Source organism: Vibrio sp. 10N.261.55.A10, assembly GCF_041470825.1.
Classification (GTDB): domain Bacteria; phylum Pseudomonadota; class Gammaproteobacteria; order Enterobacterales; family Vibrionaceae; genus Vibrio; species Vibrio crassostreae_C.
Genome location: NZ_JBFRNC010000019.1, coordinates 43,183 through 59,643 on the forward strand (window position 1 = coordinate 43,183; position 16,461 = coordinate 59,643).

Sequence of the window (16,461 nt, forward strand, 5' to 3'; positions counted from 1 at the left end):
CAGAAAGCCCTATCGATAATCGACAGGGCTTTTTAGTATCTAACGCTTTCAAAAAACTAACCTATTCCAACCCTACTCAGTAGTAGAAGGCTCCTTCATGGTTAGCATCCCTTCAGTCACAATAAAGTTGATGATGAAGTCTAGCCCTTGGCTCTCTTTGAGGTTGGTGAACACGTATGGCTTGGTTGGACGCATGCGTTGTGTGTCTTGCTCCATCACCTCAAGTGACGCACCCACATATGGTGCTAAATCGATCTTATTGATAACCAGCAGATCAGAACGCGTAATACCCGGACCACCTTTACGTGGGATCTTCTCCCCTTCCGCTACATCAATCACGTAGATGGTAAGATCGGCTAATTCAGGGCTGAACGTCGCACTCAAGTTATCACCGCCACTTTCGACGAATACCACATCGAGGTTCTTATGCAGCTTGGCAAGCTCTTCTACCGCAGCTAAGTTCATCGACGCATCTTCACGGATCGCCGTGTGCGGACAGCCACCCGTTTCAACACCAATGATACGATCCGGTTCTAGTGCTTCTGCTCGCGTGAGTATCTTGGCATCTTCTTGCGTGTAGATGTCGTTGGTTACCACGGCAATGTTGAGCTTGTCGCGAATAGCTTTACATAGCACCTCTAACAGCGCTGTTTTACCAGATCCTACCGGGCCGCCAATACCAATTCGGAGTGGTTGCTTATAACTTTCCATAATCTACTTCCTTATATTCTTTTCTTGCTACCTCGTTAGCGCTGACCGCTACGAACGAAATAGTCGTGTGTATTGTGTTTCGTGCAGTGAACTTGCTAATGCCATTGATGGCGAAAAGCTGCCTACCATCCAATCTTCTATCGCGTGGGCCTTTTCGATTACCTCAGGAAAGGTGTTGGTGATATTAATCAATGCCAACTGCCCGTCGGTTTGCCCTAAAGGCACCAGTTTCACGCCTGCGGTAACGATATTTTCAAGCCAGCTCCATAAGTAACCTTGCTTGAGGCTTTCTAAATCAATGCCCCAATGCTGGGCCGCCATACACATACCCAACAATTGGTTTGGGTGACTATCAACCGAGTCCACCAGTGAAATATCGATATCTAAGCGCTTCAACAAAGTATTCAATGCTTGCCCACGCTGTTTTTCTTCCGCTCGCAATTCACTGGTTTCACGGCTTGAGTACAAGTAGTTACACCAGTGCTCAATCTCATCGAGTTCACCCTTTTCTAGAGCGTGGTAAAGACGCTCTAAGATCGGCAATTCCAAGGTCGCGACACTGGAACTGACGATGGTATTGAGCCACTGTTCCATACTGTTGCGATCGGTCACCCACCCCGCTTCAACCGCTAACTCTAAACCTTGCGAGTAAGTGAACCCACCAATCGGCAATGACGGACTGATCAATTGAAACAGACGATAGATGGCGACATTTTCTGTTGTGGTCATAATCGTGCCCTCAATTTTCTAGAATCGAAAAAGTTCGAGAGCTTATGCGCCTAGCAGTAATAGTGCGCTTGCTGAAGCCACGCCAACAGACATCCATTTTGAGTAAACCGCGCGGCCAACAAAAGCACCTATAACCATCAGAGCCAAAGCTGTGATGCTCATACCCGCTGCAAACTGAGTTAGGTTACCTGCAGCTTCAACGCCATGCGCATAACCATGGAAAAACAACATGCCAATCGAAGCTGCTAATACACTGTTCACTCGCTTAGTCGATGGTGAGAACACGTGCCATAAACATAAGCTGACAACGAATAGAGAAGCGATGATTGCAGGTTCAACAATCACAGAGAAACCTAAGGCTTGGCCTGCGATGAGTCCTACCACCAAAGACGCCAACCCACCGCCAATCAGAGCGGCTTTTGTCTTGGTGGAAAATGAAAGTGCGCCAATTAGCAGACCAAAAGCGATCAGCATGATTAGGTGATCCATGCCTGTCACTGGGTGAGTTAAGCCAGACATAAATGAGTGAGACTCATGAACCGAATGCGAACCGTGCCCCGGGTGAGCCAATGCCAATGTCGATGTTGTTAGAGAAGCTATGGTGAAAGTGCATAAGCCTGTAGCTGTTTTAAAGTTCATCGCGAGTTCCTTGCTTTATACCAATCGTAGTAAATAATTGCTCACCCTAGCTTGCTAAAATGCTCGATAACTGCGTTATAATTTTTGATTGTAGAATAACTACTTATCGAAAAATTATGCCTTGTTCTCAAGCCTTTTTTCTGCGCTATTGTTGATCACTTACTTACTGTGATTGGTATTATTGTTATTAATATCGTTGTTATATAAATCGTCTAGTGAGCCATCAATGACTCGATTAATGATGGTGATGATGACCACCTGAGCGACCGCCATAAGCGCCGCCTTCTGGTTCAAACGGTTGTTTCTCGGTGGTCACCTTCGCGCCTAAGCCTTCAACCATTTCATCTAAAACATGGTCGTGTTGGTAACGAACCCAACCCGCTTCCACTTGCAGCGGAACATGACGGTTGCCAAGGTGATACGCCACTCGCGTTAAAAGGAGCAAGTCTTCACAGTAAACAGTCGAAACGGTTTCAGGTGCCGCTTTCACTTCTACGACTAAACCACATTCACTTGAGAGCTGTTCGCCACCACGCAAGATATGACCTCGTGGTAGAAACAGCCCTGCATTGCGCCCGTCATCTAGCATCACCTTAAGGCGGCTTTTGATGCGACTATCGATCGGCAGGCTCAAATAGCCGTCCGGTGCATTTTGTATTTGAGTATTCAGTTGAGTCAGTTCAATCATGCTATTACCTCAATCTCCTTGTGAGATTTATAACGTTCAAAATAGGGTCACTAAAATAAGATTCTTTAGTCAAAGGCTTAGAATAGAAAGTACCGCTGAGCCATTGGCAGCTCTTCAGCAGGCTCACACGTGAGTAGTTCACCATCGGCGCGCACTTGGTACGTCTGAGAGTCGACTTCAATCTTCGGCATCCAATCATTGAGCTTCATGTCGGCTTTGCTGATGTTTCGGCAGTTGCTCACAACACCAATCAAGCTCTGCAGACCCAATTGCTTGTCGATGTTCTGCGCCTTGGCTTCTTTAGAGACAAACAGCATTGATGTGTTCTGACACGCCTTGCCGTAGCTACCAAACATCGAGCGATAGTGAACTGGCTGAGGTGTTGGGATTGAAGCGTTTGGGTCACCCATCGGCGCCATGGCGATCATGCCGCCTTTCAAAATCACGCTTGGTTTCACGCCAAAGAAGGCTGGCTTCCATAGAACTAGGTCAGCTAATTTCCCGGCTTCGATCGAACCGATTTCATGAGACATACCATGAGTGATCGCTGGGTTGATGGTGTACTTAGCGACATAACGTCTTAAACGGAAGTTATCGCTGTAGTCTGAATCTTCTTTTAGGCTACCACGCTGTACTTTCATCTTGTGCGCGGTTTGCCAAGTACGTGTTACTACCTCGCCTACTCGTCCCATAGCTTGAGAATCCGAGGCGATCATCGAGAACGCACCTAAATCATGAAGAATGTCTTCTGCGGCAATGGTTTCACGGCGGATACGAGATTCAGCAAACGCGACATCTTCTGCAATTGATGGTGAAAGGTGATGACACACCATCAACATGTCTAAATGCTCATCGACCGTATTGACCGTGTAAGGTCGTGTTGGGTTAGTCGAAGAAGGCAGAACGTTGGGTTCACCTGCCGCACGGATAATGTCGGGAGCATGACCACCGCCCGCACCTTCAGTATGGTAGGTATGAATCACGCGGTCGCCAATTGCGCCAAGTGTCGATTCAACAAAACCAGACTCATTCAAGGTATCGGTATGAATCGCAACTTGTACGTCCATCTCGTCAGCAACACTTAAACAAGTATCGATGGAAGCGGGTGTGGTTCCCCAATCTTCGTGCAACTTCAAACCCACTGCGCCTGCAGCTACTTGTTCGCGTAGAGCTTCTGGCTGACTGGCATTGCCTTTGCCTAACAAGCCAAAGTTCATCGGGAATTGATCGAGTGACTCTAGCATGCGGTGCATGTTCCAAGGCCCCGGCGTACATGTGGTCGCGTTAGTCCCTGTGTTTGGCCCCGTGCCACCGCCGATCATGGTTGTCACACCTGACGCCAATGCTTCTTCAATCTGTTGTGGGCAGATAAAGTGAATGTGTGAATCAATGCCACCCGCAGTGAGGATTGAACCTTCGCCCGCTAAAATCTCCGTGCCAGGGCCAATCACAATATCAACGCCCGGCTGAACATCAGGGTTGCCCGCTTTGCCCAATGCCTGAACTCGACCATCTTTGATGGCGACATCGGCTTTTACGATGCCCCAGTAATCCAACACAATCGCGTTGGTGATCACCAAATCTGGAGTTTCGGCACTTGGACGTTGGCTTTGCCCTTGTCCATCACGAATCACTTTACCGCCGCCGAATTTCACTTCGTCGCCGTATACGGTGTAATCCTTTTCAACTTCTAGCCATAAATCGGTGTCAGCAAGACGCACTCGGTCACCGACTGTTGGCCCAAACATTTCGGCATAAGCCTGTCTGGATATCGTCGCCATGTTCAATCCTTTGTTATTTTCATTATTTCGTGGGAGCGCTTAGAGCTTACCCATCACCTTTCCTTGGAAGCCATAGATCTCTAACTTACCGGCGTAACGCACTAACTCGACGCTGCGCGACTGACCCGGCTCAAAGCGGGTTGCAGTACCAGCAGGAATATTGAGTCGAAACCCTTTAGTGGCTTCTCGGTCAAAGTTCAGTGATGGGTTTGCTTCATAGAAGTGGTAATGAGAGCCAATTTGAACAGGACGATCGCCAATGTTTTGTACCTTAACGGACGTTGTGTCTCGGCCTTCATTGAGAGTGATGTCACCGGGAGCGGTTTCGACTTTTCCGGGAACGAATCCTGAGTATTGTTTTGTGGAACCAGCCATATTACTTCTCCCTACACGATAGGTTCATGAACGGTCACCAGCTTGGTGCCATCAGGAAAAGTGGCTTCGACTTGTACATCAGGGATCATGGAAGGGATCCCCTCCATAACGTCATCGACAGTAAGAAGTGTGCGTCCAAAATCCATTAATTCTGAAACGGTTTTACCCTCGCGGGCACCTTCAAGAATGGCACTGCTGATCAGTGCGATAGATTCTGGATAGTTGAGTTTTAAGCCTTTTTGTTTGCGCTGCTGTGCCAGCATTCCTGCGCAGAAGATAAGTAGCTTATCTTTTTCTCTTGGTGTTAATTCCATTTAGCCGCCCGCTGTTAGTGTTGTTTTCTTATTGCTCAAAACGCATGAGCAGTAAGTGGGATTCAATCACAGCAAACTTGAAAAAATGTACCTAGGGTCGGAAGTCACCCTAGGTACAAAAAGGGCTAATCGCTAAGTCGCCCAAATCCTTGGTAAATCAGGAGTCGTACCACATAAATGAGAGCGAGTTGCTTGCCATATCTGACCAAAGGCCTGGAGGATATCTTCACTCCAATTACCCAAGGCTCGCACCACAATCAATCCTTCTATCTGAGTCGCGCCCAATATTAATGTGGGTTCACTCGACATTTTTGATGTAACTGATTGCTGTGAAGCTTGCTGTGTAATAGATAAGAGCAAGCTCTGTACCAACTCTAAATCTTGCTTCTCATTTGAAGTGATATAAAAGGTTCCCATCATTGAATAATCAAGTAACCCCATATTTATCATTAACTTATCGCCACCATGAAAATTAAAGCCTTCAGTCAGAAGCCTTTGATTATCAAGATAGATTTCTGTTTTCCCAACGAGATGACCATGCTCGAATCCCTCATTCTGTGCAGGGCGTCCAAAACAGTGCATCTCCCAACCCCAAAACTGTGCACCCTTTTCTAGGCGAATTTCAGTATCTAAACGAACGTGTGCATTCGGGAAAAAGATGTTCTCTTGCGGCATCCATTCCAAGCGTGCATCTTTCTTCACTCGTAGGGTCTGCTTCTGCTTGGCGTACTTGTTGTTTGAGCGATAAAACTTGGTCGCACCGGGTGTGGTAATCAACGCGTGAGCACCGTGCTCAAGATTCACGTTAATATTGAGAGTGTCACCACCTACCACTCCGCCGGGGGGATGGAGTAAGTAGGTGTGACACGTTTCCCCATCAGGATACAGGGGGCGTTGCACCGCAAGCGGACCAGACTGCTGACGATTCTTTAATACGGTTTTATCACCTCGATCGACAAAGGTGAGGTTTAAACTCGCTTGCCAACCATCACGAATATCTTGTTCGATGGTCTCATTCAAAGATAAAGCTTCTACTAAAGAAGCCTTGCTTACTTCATTCGGAGAAAAGAGAGAATTCATACGGTTAGGTACTCCTTTATCAAGGACTCATCGAGCCCTGTCATTTCACCTTCTGCCACTTGGCGTCCACGGTCGATAATGCAAAAACGGTCACCGACCTTTCTTGCAAACGGCAGCTTCTGTTCAACCAACAGAACCGTGAGCCCCATTTTCTCGTTGAGCATGCGAATGATGTCGCCAATCTCTTGCACAATATTGGGTTGAATACCCTCCGTCGGCTCATCCAAGATCAATAGCTTTGGATTAACCACCAGCGCACGCCCAATCGCTAGCTGTTGCTGCTGGCCACCCGATAAATCACCACCGCGACGATGTAGCATCTCTTTTAACACTGGGAAAATATCGAAGATGAATTCAGGGATCTTGCGGTCACCCTTTTTACGAATCGGTAAACCGACCTCTAGATTTTCTTGAACAGTGAGCATTGGGAAGATCTGGCGACCTTGCGGTACATAGCCGATCCCTTGGCGTGGACGGTCCTCGGCATCGGTTTTCAAAAGTGACTCACCCGATAAGGAGATGTCACCGCTTTCAACCTTCACCAACCCCATAATGCATTGCAGTAAGGTGGTTTTACCGACACCATTTCGCCCCATTAGCACCGTGCATTTACCTTCTGGGATCTGCATATCCAAATCCCACAGCGTGTGGCTCTCACCGTAATATTGATTAACTGATTTAACCTCTAACATCCTATTCTCCGAGATAAACTTGTTTAACTTCAGGGTGAGCCTGCACTTGATCCATAGTGCCTTCAGCCAACACATGACCTTGATGAAGCACGGTGACATGGCTGGCGATAGAACGAACGAAATCCATATCGTGTTCAACGACCACAACCGAGTGCTTACCTGCCAGTGAGTTAAGTAACTCAGAGGTGCGATCCATTTCTTGGTGAGTCATACCTGCCACGGGTTCATCCACCAGCAATAGCCTAGGGTTTTGCATCAATAACATGCCTATCTCTAACCACTGTTTCTGACCGTGAGACAGGTTACCTGCCACATTCGCCGCTTCGTCTTTAAGGTGAATAAGCTCTAGTACCGAGGTGAGTTTGTCTTTCTGCTCGCCAGACATCACGGCAGTGAAAGTTGCCCACACCGAGCGATCACCTGCCATGGCTAATTCAAGGTTCTGCCACACAGTTAAACATTCAATCACGGTCGGCTTTTGGAACTTACGCCCAACGCCTGCGTTAGCAATTTCAGCTTCGTTCATCTTGAGTAGATTGATGTTCGAACCTAACCACACTTCGCCAGTATCTGGCTTAGTTTTCCCGGTAATGATGTCCATCATGGTTGTTTTACCTGCGCCATTAGGGCCGATGATGCAGCGTAGCTCTCCCTCTTTGATGTAAAGGTTGAGGTCGTTTATCGCTTGGAAACCATCGAAGCTTTTGTTGACGCCTTCGACATACAACAGCACGTTATGTCGAGTATCTATGGCAGGATGAATATCGGGTTTGAGGTAATCAAAGACTTCGTCTCGACGAGTGAACGCCTGAACCGATTCCTTTACGCTATTAAATGTGGTCATGCGATCACCTCCTTGGCCTTGTGCTGATCATCCTTATCTTTATCTTGGTTTTTCCCATTTGATGCCTTGCGCAGCTGCTGCCACTTTTCACTGACAAAGCCAATCACACCTTGTGGGAAGTACATGGTTGAGAGTACGAATAGTCCACCCAGAGCAAACAGCCACACCTCCGGGAACTCAACCGTAAACCAACTCTTGGCGTAGTTGATGATCAATGCACCGACAATGGCACCAAACAGAGTGGCACGACCGCCTAAGGCTACCCAAACCACAATCTCAATCGAGTTAAGAGGAGCAAATTCTCCCGGGTTAATGATGCCAACTTGAGGGACATATAAAGCCCCAGCAATACCAGCAATAACCGCTGAAAGAACGAAGACCCACAGCTTGATGCCATCGACGTCGTAGCCCATAAAGCGAGTACGTGACTCTGTATCACGAATCGCCAGTGCCACACTACCTAATCGACTGGTCACCACCATGCGACAAGCTATGTAGCTGAGAATAAGCGCAATACCAGTCGCGACAAACAGACCTATCTTGACCGCATCACTCTGTAAGCTCAGGCCGATGATGTCTTTGAAATCCGTCAGCCCGTTGTTACCACCAAAGCCCATCTCGTTGCGGAAAAATGCCAGCATCAATGCGTAAGTTAACGCCTGAGTCATGATAGAAAGGTAAACCCCTGACACGCGAGAGCGAAAAGCCAGATAACCAAACAAGTAAGCCAACGCGCCCGGCACCAACACCACCATCAAGCAGGCGAACCAGAACTGATCAAAGCCCTGCCAAAACCACGGCAGCGCAGACCAATCAAGGAACACCATGAAATCTGGTAAGACTGGATCACCATAAACCCCACGGTCACCAATCTGACGCATCAAGTACATGCCCATCGCATAACCACCAAGCGCAAAGAAAGCACCGTGACCAAGACTCAAGATTCCGAGATAGCCCCACACTAGATCGAGCGCCAACGCCAACATTGCGTAGCTCAGGTATTTGCCCATTAGTGAGATAGTGAAAGTCTCGACATGAAGCGGGTGCCCACTTGGTAACATGGTGTTAGCCAGTGGGATAAGAATGACGGCCGCAAGAATGGCAAGGATGGTCAGTTGGCCACCTTTGTCACCACGCATTGCCGAAAGTACAAATGATTTTGACTGCATGATGTTGTCCTTAACCTTCAGCCGCACGACCACGTTGCGGGAAGAGTCCGCGTGGGCGTTTTTGAATAAACAGAATGATGAAAACCAGTACCAGAATCTTGGCGAGAACCGCACCAGCCCATGGTTCTAAAATCTTGTTGAAAAGACCAAGGCTTAAGCCAGCGACTAGCGTGCCCCATAGGTTGCCAACACCGCCGAATACCACCACCATGAATGAGTCGATGATGTACGCCTGTCCCATATTAGGGCCAACGTTGGTCAGTTGAGACAGTGCCACGCCTGCAACACCCGCAACGCCAGAGCCTAAACCGAAGGTCATCGCATCAACTCGCTCTGAACGAATACCCATCGCACGAGCCATGCCACGGTTTTGAGAAACCGCACGAACCTGCAAACCTAGTGGTGTCTTTTTCAGAACCATTAATAAGCCCATAAACACCAAACCACAGAAGAGAATGATGTAAAGGCGGTTGTAGGTCAGGGACAACATTGGGTTTAATTGAAGTGCTCCAGACATCCATTCAGGCGTGCTCACTGAGCGGTTCAAAGGAGAGAAAATAGAACGAACAGCCTGCTGCAAGATTAAGCTAATACCAAAGGTCGCGAGTAAGGTTTCCAATGGGCGACCATAAAGATGACGAATCACACTGCGCTCAATCGCAATGCCCACTAAGCCAGAAACAATGAATGCCGCTGGAATGGAAAGTATCAGCGCTAGGCCAATATGATTCGGCATCAACAACTGCAATACATAGGTGGTGTAAGCGCCAATCATGATCAGCTCACCATGAGCCATGTTGATAACGCCCATCACACCAAAGGTAATCGCTAAGCCAATGCCTGCCAGTACCAATACCGAGCCTAAGCTCAAACCGAAGAATACGGTCTCTACACCCGAATAGAGTGCTTGGCTTTGTTGATAGCTATCCATCGCACGTTCTGCTGCAGCGGTAATGCTTGGATCTTGCTCAGTGTTTAACAGTTGATTCAGTGTTTTCAGAACCACCGAGTGTTTGAAGTCACCAACTCGTTCAATTGAAGCCACACGATCTTCAATGGTGGCACTGTTATTAAGAGAAGTGGCAATCGCTAACGACAAATCCATTAGCTCAGCTACTTTGCCATCTGATTCATTGGCTCTGAGTTCAGTTAGTCGTTCGATAATGTCAGCGTCTTTGGTTCCTAACAAATCCAAAACCGCCTTATAACGCACATCAGGGTTGCCGCTGTTCAGTCCAATCGAGGCTATTTCCCCGCGTAATATCCCGCGAAGTTTGTTATTCACACGAACCTTTTTAAACTGTCTCGCATTCTCGATATTAAGCGTTGAATCATCCCATACTGACTGAGCTGACGTCGCTGTTTTGATACTTTGAATGAGGTAGAGCTGTTTGTACTGCTCGCTCTGTTTCTCATTGAAGTAGTAAAGGTTTCCGTTTAACCAGCCATCTAAAATAGCTTTCGACACGTCTCCCGTTTGCGTCTCAATCACCCAATCGATAGCTAATTCTTTATCCGATGTTTTCTTACCAACTAGCGCCTTGGTAAAGCTAGCTTCATCCGTTATTCCAGCAAAAGCCAACTGAGCACTGACTGCCATGAGCAACAGCGCTTTAAATACGTTTAATACGTTTTTCATCCCTGCTTCCTTAACCAACCAAGTTAGATATTGTTATTTTTACTTGGAGGATGTGTGGATAGTGGTTATTACCTGAAACGATGAGCCTTCCGTTCGCTTCGCCCGTTAAACAGACGCGTTCTTCCCAAACCGGAAGGCTCAATATTCCTGAATTGACGCTCTAGTTACCGCCAGAACACTTCTTCGTTTCGACGTTAAACGCACCACATGAGAATGGCTTCGACCAGCTAGAGAACAGTTTTGCCGATTCAGGTAAGTAGCTCGACCAAGCATCACCCGCAACGAGTCCAGTGGTTTCCCAAACAATGTCGAATTGACCATCATCTTGGATCTCACCGATCAGTACTGGTTTGGTGATGTGGTGATTTGGTAGCATGGTAGAGTAGCCGCCAGAAAGGTTAGGAACAGACACACCAATCAAGGCATCTTGCACAGATTCAGGATCGGTTGTGCCTGCATTAGTGACCGCTTGAGCCCACATGTTGAAGCCAACATAGTGCGCTTCCATTGGGTCATTGGTGACACGCTTTTCACTCTTGATGAACGACTGCCACGTTTCAACGAACTCTTCATTGGCTTCGGTATCAACACTCATGAAGTAGTTCCAAGCCGCTAGATGACCCACCAGTGGTTCTGTGTCCATGCCTGACAGTTCTTCTTCACCAACAGAGAATGCAATAACTGGGATATCTTCAGATGAAATGCCTTGAGCGCCTAGCTCTTTATAGAAAGGTACGTTCGCATCGCCATTCACAGTAGAAACAACAGCGGTTTTCTTGCCCGCTTCACCGAACTTCTTGATGTCTGAAACGATAGATTGCCAATCAGAGTGACCAAATGGCGTGTAGTTGATCATGATGTCTTCTTCTGCGACACCTTTATCTTTTAGGTAGGCTTCAAGGATCTTATTGGTTGTACGTGGATAAACGTAATCGGTACCTGCAAGTACCCAGCGCTCGACTTCAAGCTCTTCCATCAAGTAATCCACTGCTGGGATCGCTTGTTGGTTTGGCGCGGCACCGGTGTAGAAAACGTTTTTAGAAGACTCTTCACCTTCATACTGTACTGGGTAGAAAAGGATGCTGTTGAGTTCTTCAAAGACAGGTAGCATGGATTTACGTGATACCGACGTCCAACCACCGAACACCACATCCACTTTCTCTTTTTCGATAAGCTCACGCGCTTTCTCAGCAAATAGCGGCCAGTTTGACGCAGGGTCAACCACGACAGGCTCTAGCTTCTTACCAAGCAAACCGCCCTTTTTGTTCTGCTCTTCGATGAGCATTAGCACGGTATCTTTTAGCGTTGTCTCACTGATCGCCATGGTGCCAGAGAGTGAGTGTAGAACACCGACCTTGATGGTCTCATCAGCAGCAAACACTGTTGCAGAAGAAAATGAAAGTGTTGTACACAGTGCAGCTAGCGATAAATTGAACACCTTGTTCATGATATTACTCCATAATTGTATTTTTGTTATTCAATTACAGAGTTACAATAAGAGTGCCAAACTTATAAACCAATGAAATTATTTATAAGTAATTGTATTAATAGAATTTAAAAGAAACTCACACCAATAGAGTGCATAGCAATCATGTAACTATGTTTCATACTGGTGCAGTGACGGTGGGAATGAACCAAGATGACACATTCCTGTTCTTCAGATACAAAAAAGACCCAACACTTTAGTATTGAGTCTCTGGTATAACATCACCGATGGTCGTTCAAACCATGTAGTTTAAGGCTATTCCGCTGTTTTAAATTCGAATTTTACTCTCGACTTAGATTTCAACTCGTTGCAATCACCGTTGCAAAAATAGCTCGCCGTACCACAGGCTTGAAGCTTCTCAAGTTGGCTGCTGCACTCAGGGCAAAACCCAACTTTAGTAAAGTGAGCCTGACAACTTTCACAATGATACTTGCCATCCCAAGCTAGCTCAGACTGGCACTTAGGGCAGATATTTTCACTCATTAGCATTTCCTAATTCACTACTATTTTTACAATCTACTACCGCTGAGACTTCGCTTGCTTGATTTGGTACATGTTCTTATCAGCTTGTGCGATCAACTGGTCTAATCCTTGAGGATCTTTCTCACAAGACAACCCAACACTCACTGAGAACTGCACATCATTGATATAAAGCGCTTGTTGCAGTGCTTTCTCTAAGCTGTGGTAGAAGCTAACAACGCTTTCTTGATCATCAAAGCAAGAGAACACCACAAACTCATCGCCACCATAACGGCCTATCTTGGCACATGCTGTGGTTGCCTCATCAAGAACTTCGGCAACCGCCAACAGCACATCGTCACCGAAACTGTGGCCATAGGTATCATTTATCGATTTGAACTTATCGACATCAACAAACAAACACGCCATCACCTTTTCAGAAAAGCATCGCTTGGCCAACACTTTCTCCGCTTCATTAAACAATGCGAGACGATTCAAGCAATGGGTTAAAGAATCTCGATTAGCGAAAAAGTTTAGCTGGTTCTCCAGCTCAAACTTCTCTAGTGCTACCGAATACAGGGAAGCCAGTAGCTCTAAGATCTCGAGCTCAAATTCATGTGGTTCAGAGATGTACTGGCTATAAATAGCGAAGGTAACCAACACATTACCGCGCGACGAGATAATGGGGACCGACCAACAGGCATGTAAATTCGCTTGATTGGTTAAGACCAGAAAAGGTGCCCAGTTTGGGTGTGCATTTATGTTGGAGACCATCACTGCTTTCTTAAGCGCAGCTGCCTCGCCACAAGAGCCTATCCCCGCACCAATTCCTATCCCTTCAATCTGTTGATTGTAAAAATCAGGCAGGTTTGGGGCATACTCAAGGTGTAACGTTTAGACTCTGAGTTGAGCAGTAAAATTGAAGCCATGCGCTGCTCGGTAAGCTGAATAATCTTGTGATTTAAATCTTTGCGATCCATCCCAAGCGCAAGCTTCCGCAGCAAACTATTGACGGCTCGATGACCTTCTAATAAAAATTGTTGTTCCATTCACTAAGGCTTTCAATTGTGTAATCGGGTACAGCTTGTTCTTATGCAAGCTTGTTATTGGTTAATAATAGCACACTAAATTAGTACGACACACAATCGAAGATCATAGGTTGATCTTTCGCTTTATCTATTTTGATCAGCGATCTACCCCAAAAAGAATATTTATATCACCACACACCGAAAGCATAAGTTACATGTGCTGCATTTCAATTTCAAATAGTCATTTATATCAAAAGTGACATGTAAAAATAAAATAAACAGCATAAGCCATTTCGATCTGTAGTCTAAATCATCGAATTACATGCGTCAGCATTTCAATGTTTTGGCCATCTAGCTGGGTCAGCTTAACGGACAGCGCACCAAGTTCTGAGGTATTTCCAATGTGTGTGCCACCACAAGGAATAGTGACCTGAGTATCTGCGTCAAGCTGCCACTCCCAGTAACGAGAGTCTGTTAACGCCTCGCCTTCTAGTCTCATCGCAACTGGCGTCGGCTCTGCAAGCCAGCCCGCAAGCATTTGGTTGATATCAGCTTCGATGTCATCAAGATTTGCTAGCATGTCTGCAACGTTCAAACCGCGCTTCTTCAGGGTTTTGCCTAAGCGATACTTATCGGTACACAGCTCTGGAGTCACAAAGCTCGTCACTTGTGCATAACTATTGAAGTCGTAACTGCCAAGCGGATCTTTTCTGTCCGCATCTTTACGCCAGTAGCTCTCAGCCAATACTTTATTCAAGGCTAGGAAAGCGATGTGGCCAGCACTGTGACCACGGCTCAAACTGGCTTGGTACTCTTTATCAACCGACAACACGACTTCGTCGTTAACCTTAATCATAGAAGCAGATGTAGGTAGCTGGTGGACAACAACAAACGCCCACCCTTCCGTATCACGCTTAACAGGGATATCTGCTGCGATATGAAGCTTGCCAGTAGATTGTTCTATAGCACCAACAAGGCAGTCTTCAACGGGAAATTGCACGTCACCAACATTCACAAAGCCTTGGTCTGCAGGGTGATCGGGCCAAATATGACTCACTGGGTGGAAAGGTGTTACGTCGGCAATCAGGTAAGTTTTGCTGTCGTCGCTTTCAACGTACTGCGCTTTAGCATTGAGCTGCCAAGCCTGATGACAAAATTGAGTGATGGTTGGTGTGATTGCTGACACAGGTGTAATCAAATCGCTAGTAGTCATATCGTTCTTCTTCTGGAATCTAGTCTGATTCGTTGAGCCATGATGATAAAAACGTATTGTTATGGCTTAACGTGAATTTTGCTTAAAAAAATACCCGAGACAGGCTCGGGTATCAAATCTATTGGAAAGGTTTACTTACGACCTTTAACCATGCTCATCATACGCTTACGTTTACGTTCTTGAGAAATTGTCAGCTTGTTTGTCTTAGCTTCAAATGGGTTCTCGCTGTTCTGGAATTGAATGCGAATAGGTGTACCCATGATTTCTAGTGAACGACGGTAGTAGTTCATCAAGAATCGTTTGTATGAATCTGGCAAGTTACGAACTTGGTTGCCGTGGATAACGATAATCGGTGGGTTGTAGCCACCAGCGTGCGCGTATTTCAGTTTCACACGACGGCCACGAACCATAGGCGGTTGGTGATCATCAGTCGCCATCTTCATGATACGAGTTAGCACAGAAGTACCAACACGAGTAGTCGCTGACTTGTAAGCTTCTTGTACAGACTCAAACAAGTGACCAACACCTGTACCGTGAAGTGCAGAGATAAAGTGAATACGTGCGAAATCAACGAAGCCTAAGCGACGGTCTAGCTCTTTCTTAACGCGTTCTTTAACGTCGTTATCTAGGCCATCCCACTTGTTTACGGCAATAACAATTGAACGACCAGCGTTCAACGCAAAGCCTAGCAAGCTTAGATCTTGATCAGAGATGTTTTCGCGAGCATCGATAAGCAGCAATACAACGTTAGCATCTTCAATCGCTTTCAGTGTTTTAACCACTGAGAACTTCTCTACCGTTTCGTTGATGTTTTTACGACGACGAACACCCGCAGTATCGATTAGAACGTATTCACGCTCGTCACGCTGCATTGGGATGTAGATAGAGTCACGAGTCGTACCTGGCATATCGTAAACAACCACACGCTCTTCACCAAGAATACGGTTCGTTAGCGTTGATTTACCTACGTTAGGACGGCCAATGATCGCTAGTTTGATCGGTTGATCTTGAAGACGCTTGAATTCTGCTTCAGCTTCTTCTTCTGTAAATTCAACCTGCTCTTCTTCTTCGTCTTCAAACTCAGTTAAGTCGCTTACTTCGCCATTCTCAGCTTTTAGCGCTTCTGCGAATGGGTTAAGAGCAAGGTCAATAAGTGCAGTAACACCACGACCATGCGCCGCAGCGATTTGGTACATGTCTTCTACACCTAGTTGCCAGAAGTCAGCACTTGCAGCATCAGGGTCGATACCATCAACCTTGTTTACTACTAGCATTGAAGGCTTTTCTAGTTGACGTAGGTGCTTAGCAATCGCCACGTCTGAAGGTGTTAGACCCGCACGGCCATCTACCATAAATAGAACGACATCAGCTTCATCAATCGCCGCTAGCGACTGTTCAGCCATTTTAGTTTCAACACCTTCTTCAGTACCGTCGATACCGCCAGTGTCAATAACAATAAAGTCATGCTCGCTAAAATGAGCATGACCGTATTTACGGTCACGCGTTAAGCCAGGGAAATCCGCAACCAATGCATCACGAGTTCGAGTCAATCGGTTAAATAACGTAGATTTACCTACGTTCGGACGCCCTACTAGAGCAACAACAGGTACCATA

Annotated in this window: 16 protein-coding genes and 1 pseudogene; all 17 read right to left on the bottom strand. The window is 46.5% G+C overall.

What is annotated here, in order from left to right:
• Positions 1-72: 72 nt before the first annotated feature.
• A complete protein-coding gene (gene ureG, locus AB4274_RS05285) occupies positions 73-711 on the bottom strand; it encodes an urease accessory protein UreG (RefSeq protein WP_017062498.1) in 639 nt (212 codons plus the stop codon).
• A gap of 48 nt (positions 712-759) precedes the next feature.
• Entirely contained in the window at positions 760-1,440 is a 681-nt protein-coding gene (locus AB4274_RS05290; RefSeq protein ID WP_048615213.1) for an urease accessory protein UreF, read from the bottom strand.
• Positions 1,441-1,482: 42 nt separating this feature from the next.
• Positions 1,483-2,079 (bottom strand): HupE/UreJ family protein, encoded by a 597-nt coding sequence (locus AB4274_RS05295; RefSeq protein WP_372111252.1) that lies wholly within the window; start codon positions 2,077-2,079, stop codon positions 1,483-1,485.
• Between the two features lie 235 nt (positions 2,080-2,314).
• Positions 2,315-2,767, bottom strand: a complete 453-nt coding sequence (ureE, locus tag AB4274_RS05300) for an urease accessory protein UreE (protein ID WP_004735122.1) — start codon at positions 2,765-2,767, stop codon at positions 2,315-2,317.
• A 77-nt stretch (positions 2,768-2,844) separates the two neighbouring features.
• Entirely contained in the window at positions 2,845-4,548 is a 1,704-nt protein-coding gene (gene ureC, locus AB4274_RS05305) for an urease subunit alpha (protein ID WP_048614369.1), read from the bottom strand.
• 39 nt (positions 4,549-4,587) lie between these two features.
• Complete coding sequence (locus tag AB4274_RS05310) at positions 4,588-4,923, bottom strand: urease subunit beta (protein WP_372111253.1); 336 nt, start codon at positions 4,921-4,923, stop codon at positions 4,588-4,590.
• Positions 4,924-4,934: 11 nt separating this feature from the next.
• Positions 4,935-5,237, bottom strand: coding sequence for an urease subunit gamma (gene ureA, locus AB4274_RS05315; RefSeq protein WP_004735119.1), 303 nt, complete (start codon positions 5,235-5,237; stop codon positions 4,935-4,937).
• Positions 5,238-5,369: 132 nt separating this feature from the next.
• Positions 5,370-6,317, bottom strand: a complete 948-nt coding sequence (locus tag AB4274_RS05320) for an urease accessory protein UreD (RefSeq protein WP_372104483.1) — start codon at positions 6,315-6,317, stop codon at positions 5,370-5,372.
• Positions 6,314-7,009: an urea ABC transporter ATP-binding subunit UrtE gene (urtE, locus tag AB4274_RS05325; RefSeq protein WP_017062505.1), complete on the bottom strand. Its 696-nt coding sequence runs from the start codon at positions 7,007-7,009 to the stop codon at positions 6,314-6,316. Before urtE ends, AB4274_RS05320 begins: the two co-directional genes overlap by 4 nt.
• A 1-nt stretch (position 7,010) precedes the next feature.
• A complete protein-coding gene (urtD, locus tag AB4274_RS05330; RefSeq protein WP_372111255.1) occupies positions 7,011-7,853 on the bottom strand; it encodes an urea ABC transporter ATP-binding protein UrtD in 843 nt (280 codons plus the stop codon).
• Entirely contained in the window at positions 7,850-9,022 is a 1,173-nt protein-coding gene (gene urtC / locus AB4274_RS05335) for an urea ABC transporter permease subunit UrtC (RefSeq protein ID WP_017071842.1), read from the bottom strand. The genes urtD and urtC overlap by 4 nt, the downstream gene beginning before the upstream one ends.
• Before the next feature lie 10 nt (positions 9,023-9,032).
• Complete coding sequence (urtB, locus tag AB4274_RS05340) at positions 9,033-10,661, bottom strand: urea ABC transporter permease subunit UrtB (RefSeq protein WP_372111257.1); 1,629 nt, start codon at positions 10,659-10,661, stop codon at positions 9,033-9,035.
• 160 nt (positions 10,662-10,821) lie between these two features.
• Positions 10,822-12,108 carry an urea ABC transporter substrate-binding protein gene (gene urtA / locus AB4274_RS05345; protein ID WP_004735113.1) on the bottom strand — a complete coding sequence of 429 codons (1,287 nt, stop codon included), beginning with the start codon at positions 12,106-12,108 and terminating at the stop codon, positions 10,822-10,824.
• A 294-nt stretch (positions 12,109-12,402) separates the two neighbouring features.
• On the bottom strand, positions 12,403-12,630 hold the full coding sequence (locus AB4274_RS05350) for a zinc ribbon domain-containing protein (protein WP_372111261.1): 228 nt from the start codon (positions 12,628-12,630) through the stop codon (positions 12,403-12,405).
• 36 nt (positions 12,631-12,666) lie between these two features.
• A pseudogene (locus AB4274_RS05355) lies at positions 12,667-13,655 on the bottom strand (sensor domain-containing diguanylate cyclase).
• Between the two features lie 289 nt (positions 13,656-13,944).
• A complete protein-coding gene (locus tag AB4274_RS05360; protein WP_372111264.1) occupies positions 13,945-14,847 on the bottom strand; it encodes an alanyl-tRNA editing protein in 903 nt (300 codons plus the stop codon).
• Between the two features lie 131 nt (positions 14,848-14,978).
• Complete coding sequence (der, locus tag AB4274_RS05365) at positions 14,979-16,460, bottom strand: ribosome biogenesis GTPase Der (protein WP_017062511.1); 1,482 nt, start codon at positions 16,458-16,460, stop codon at positions 14,979-14,981.
• Position 16,461 lies beyond the last annotated feature (1 nt).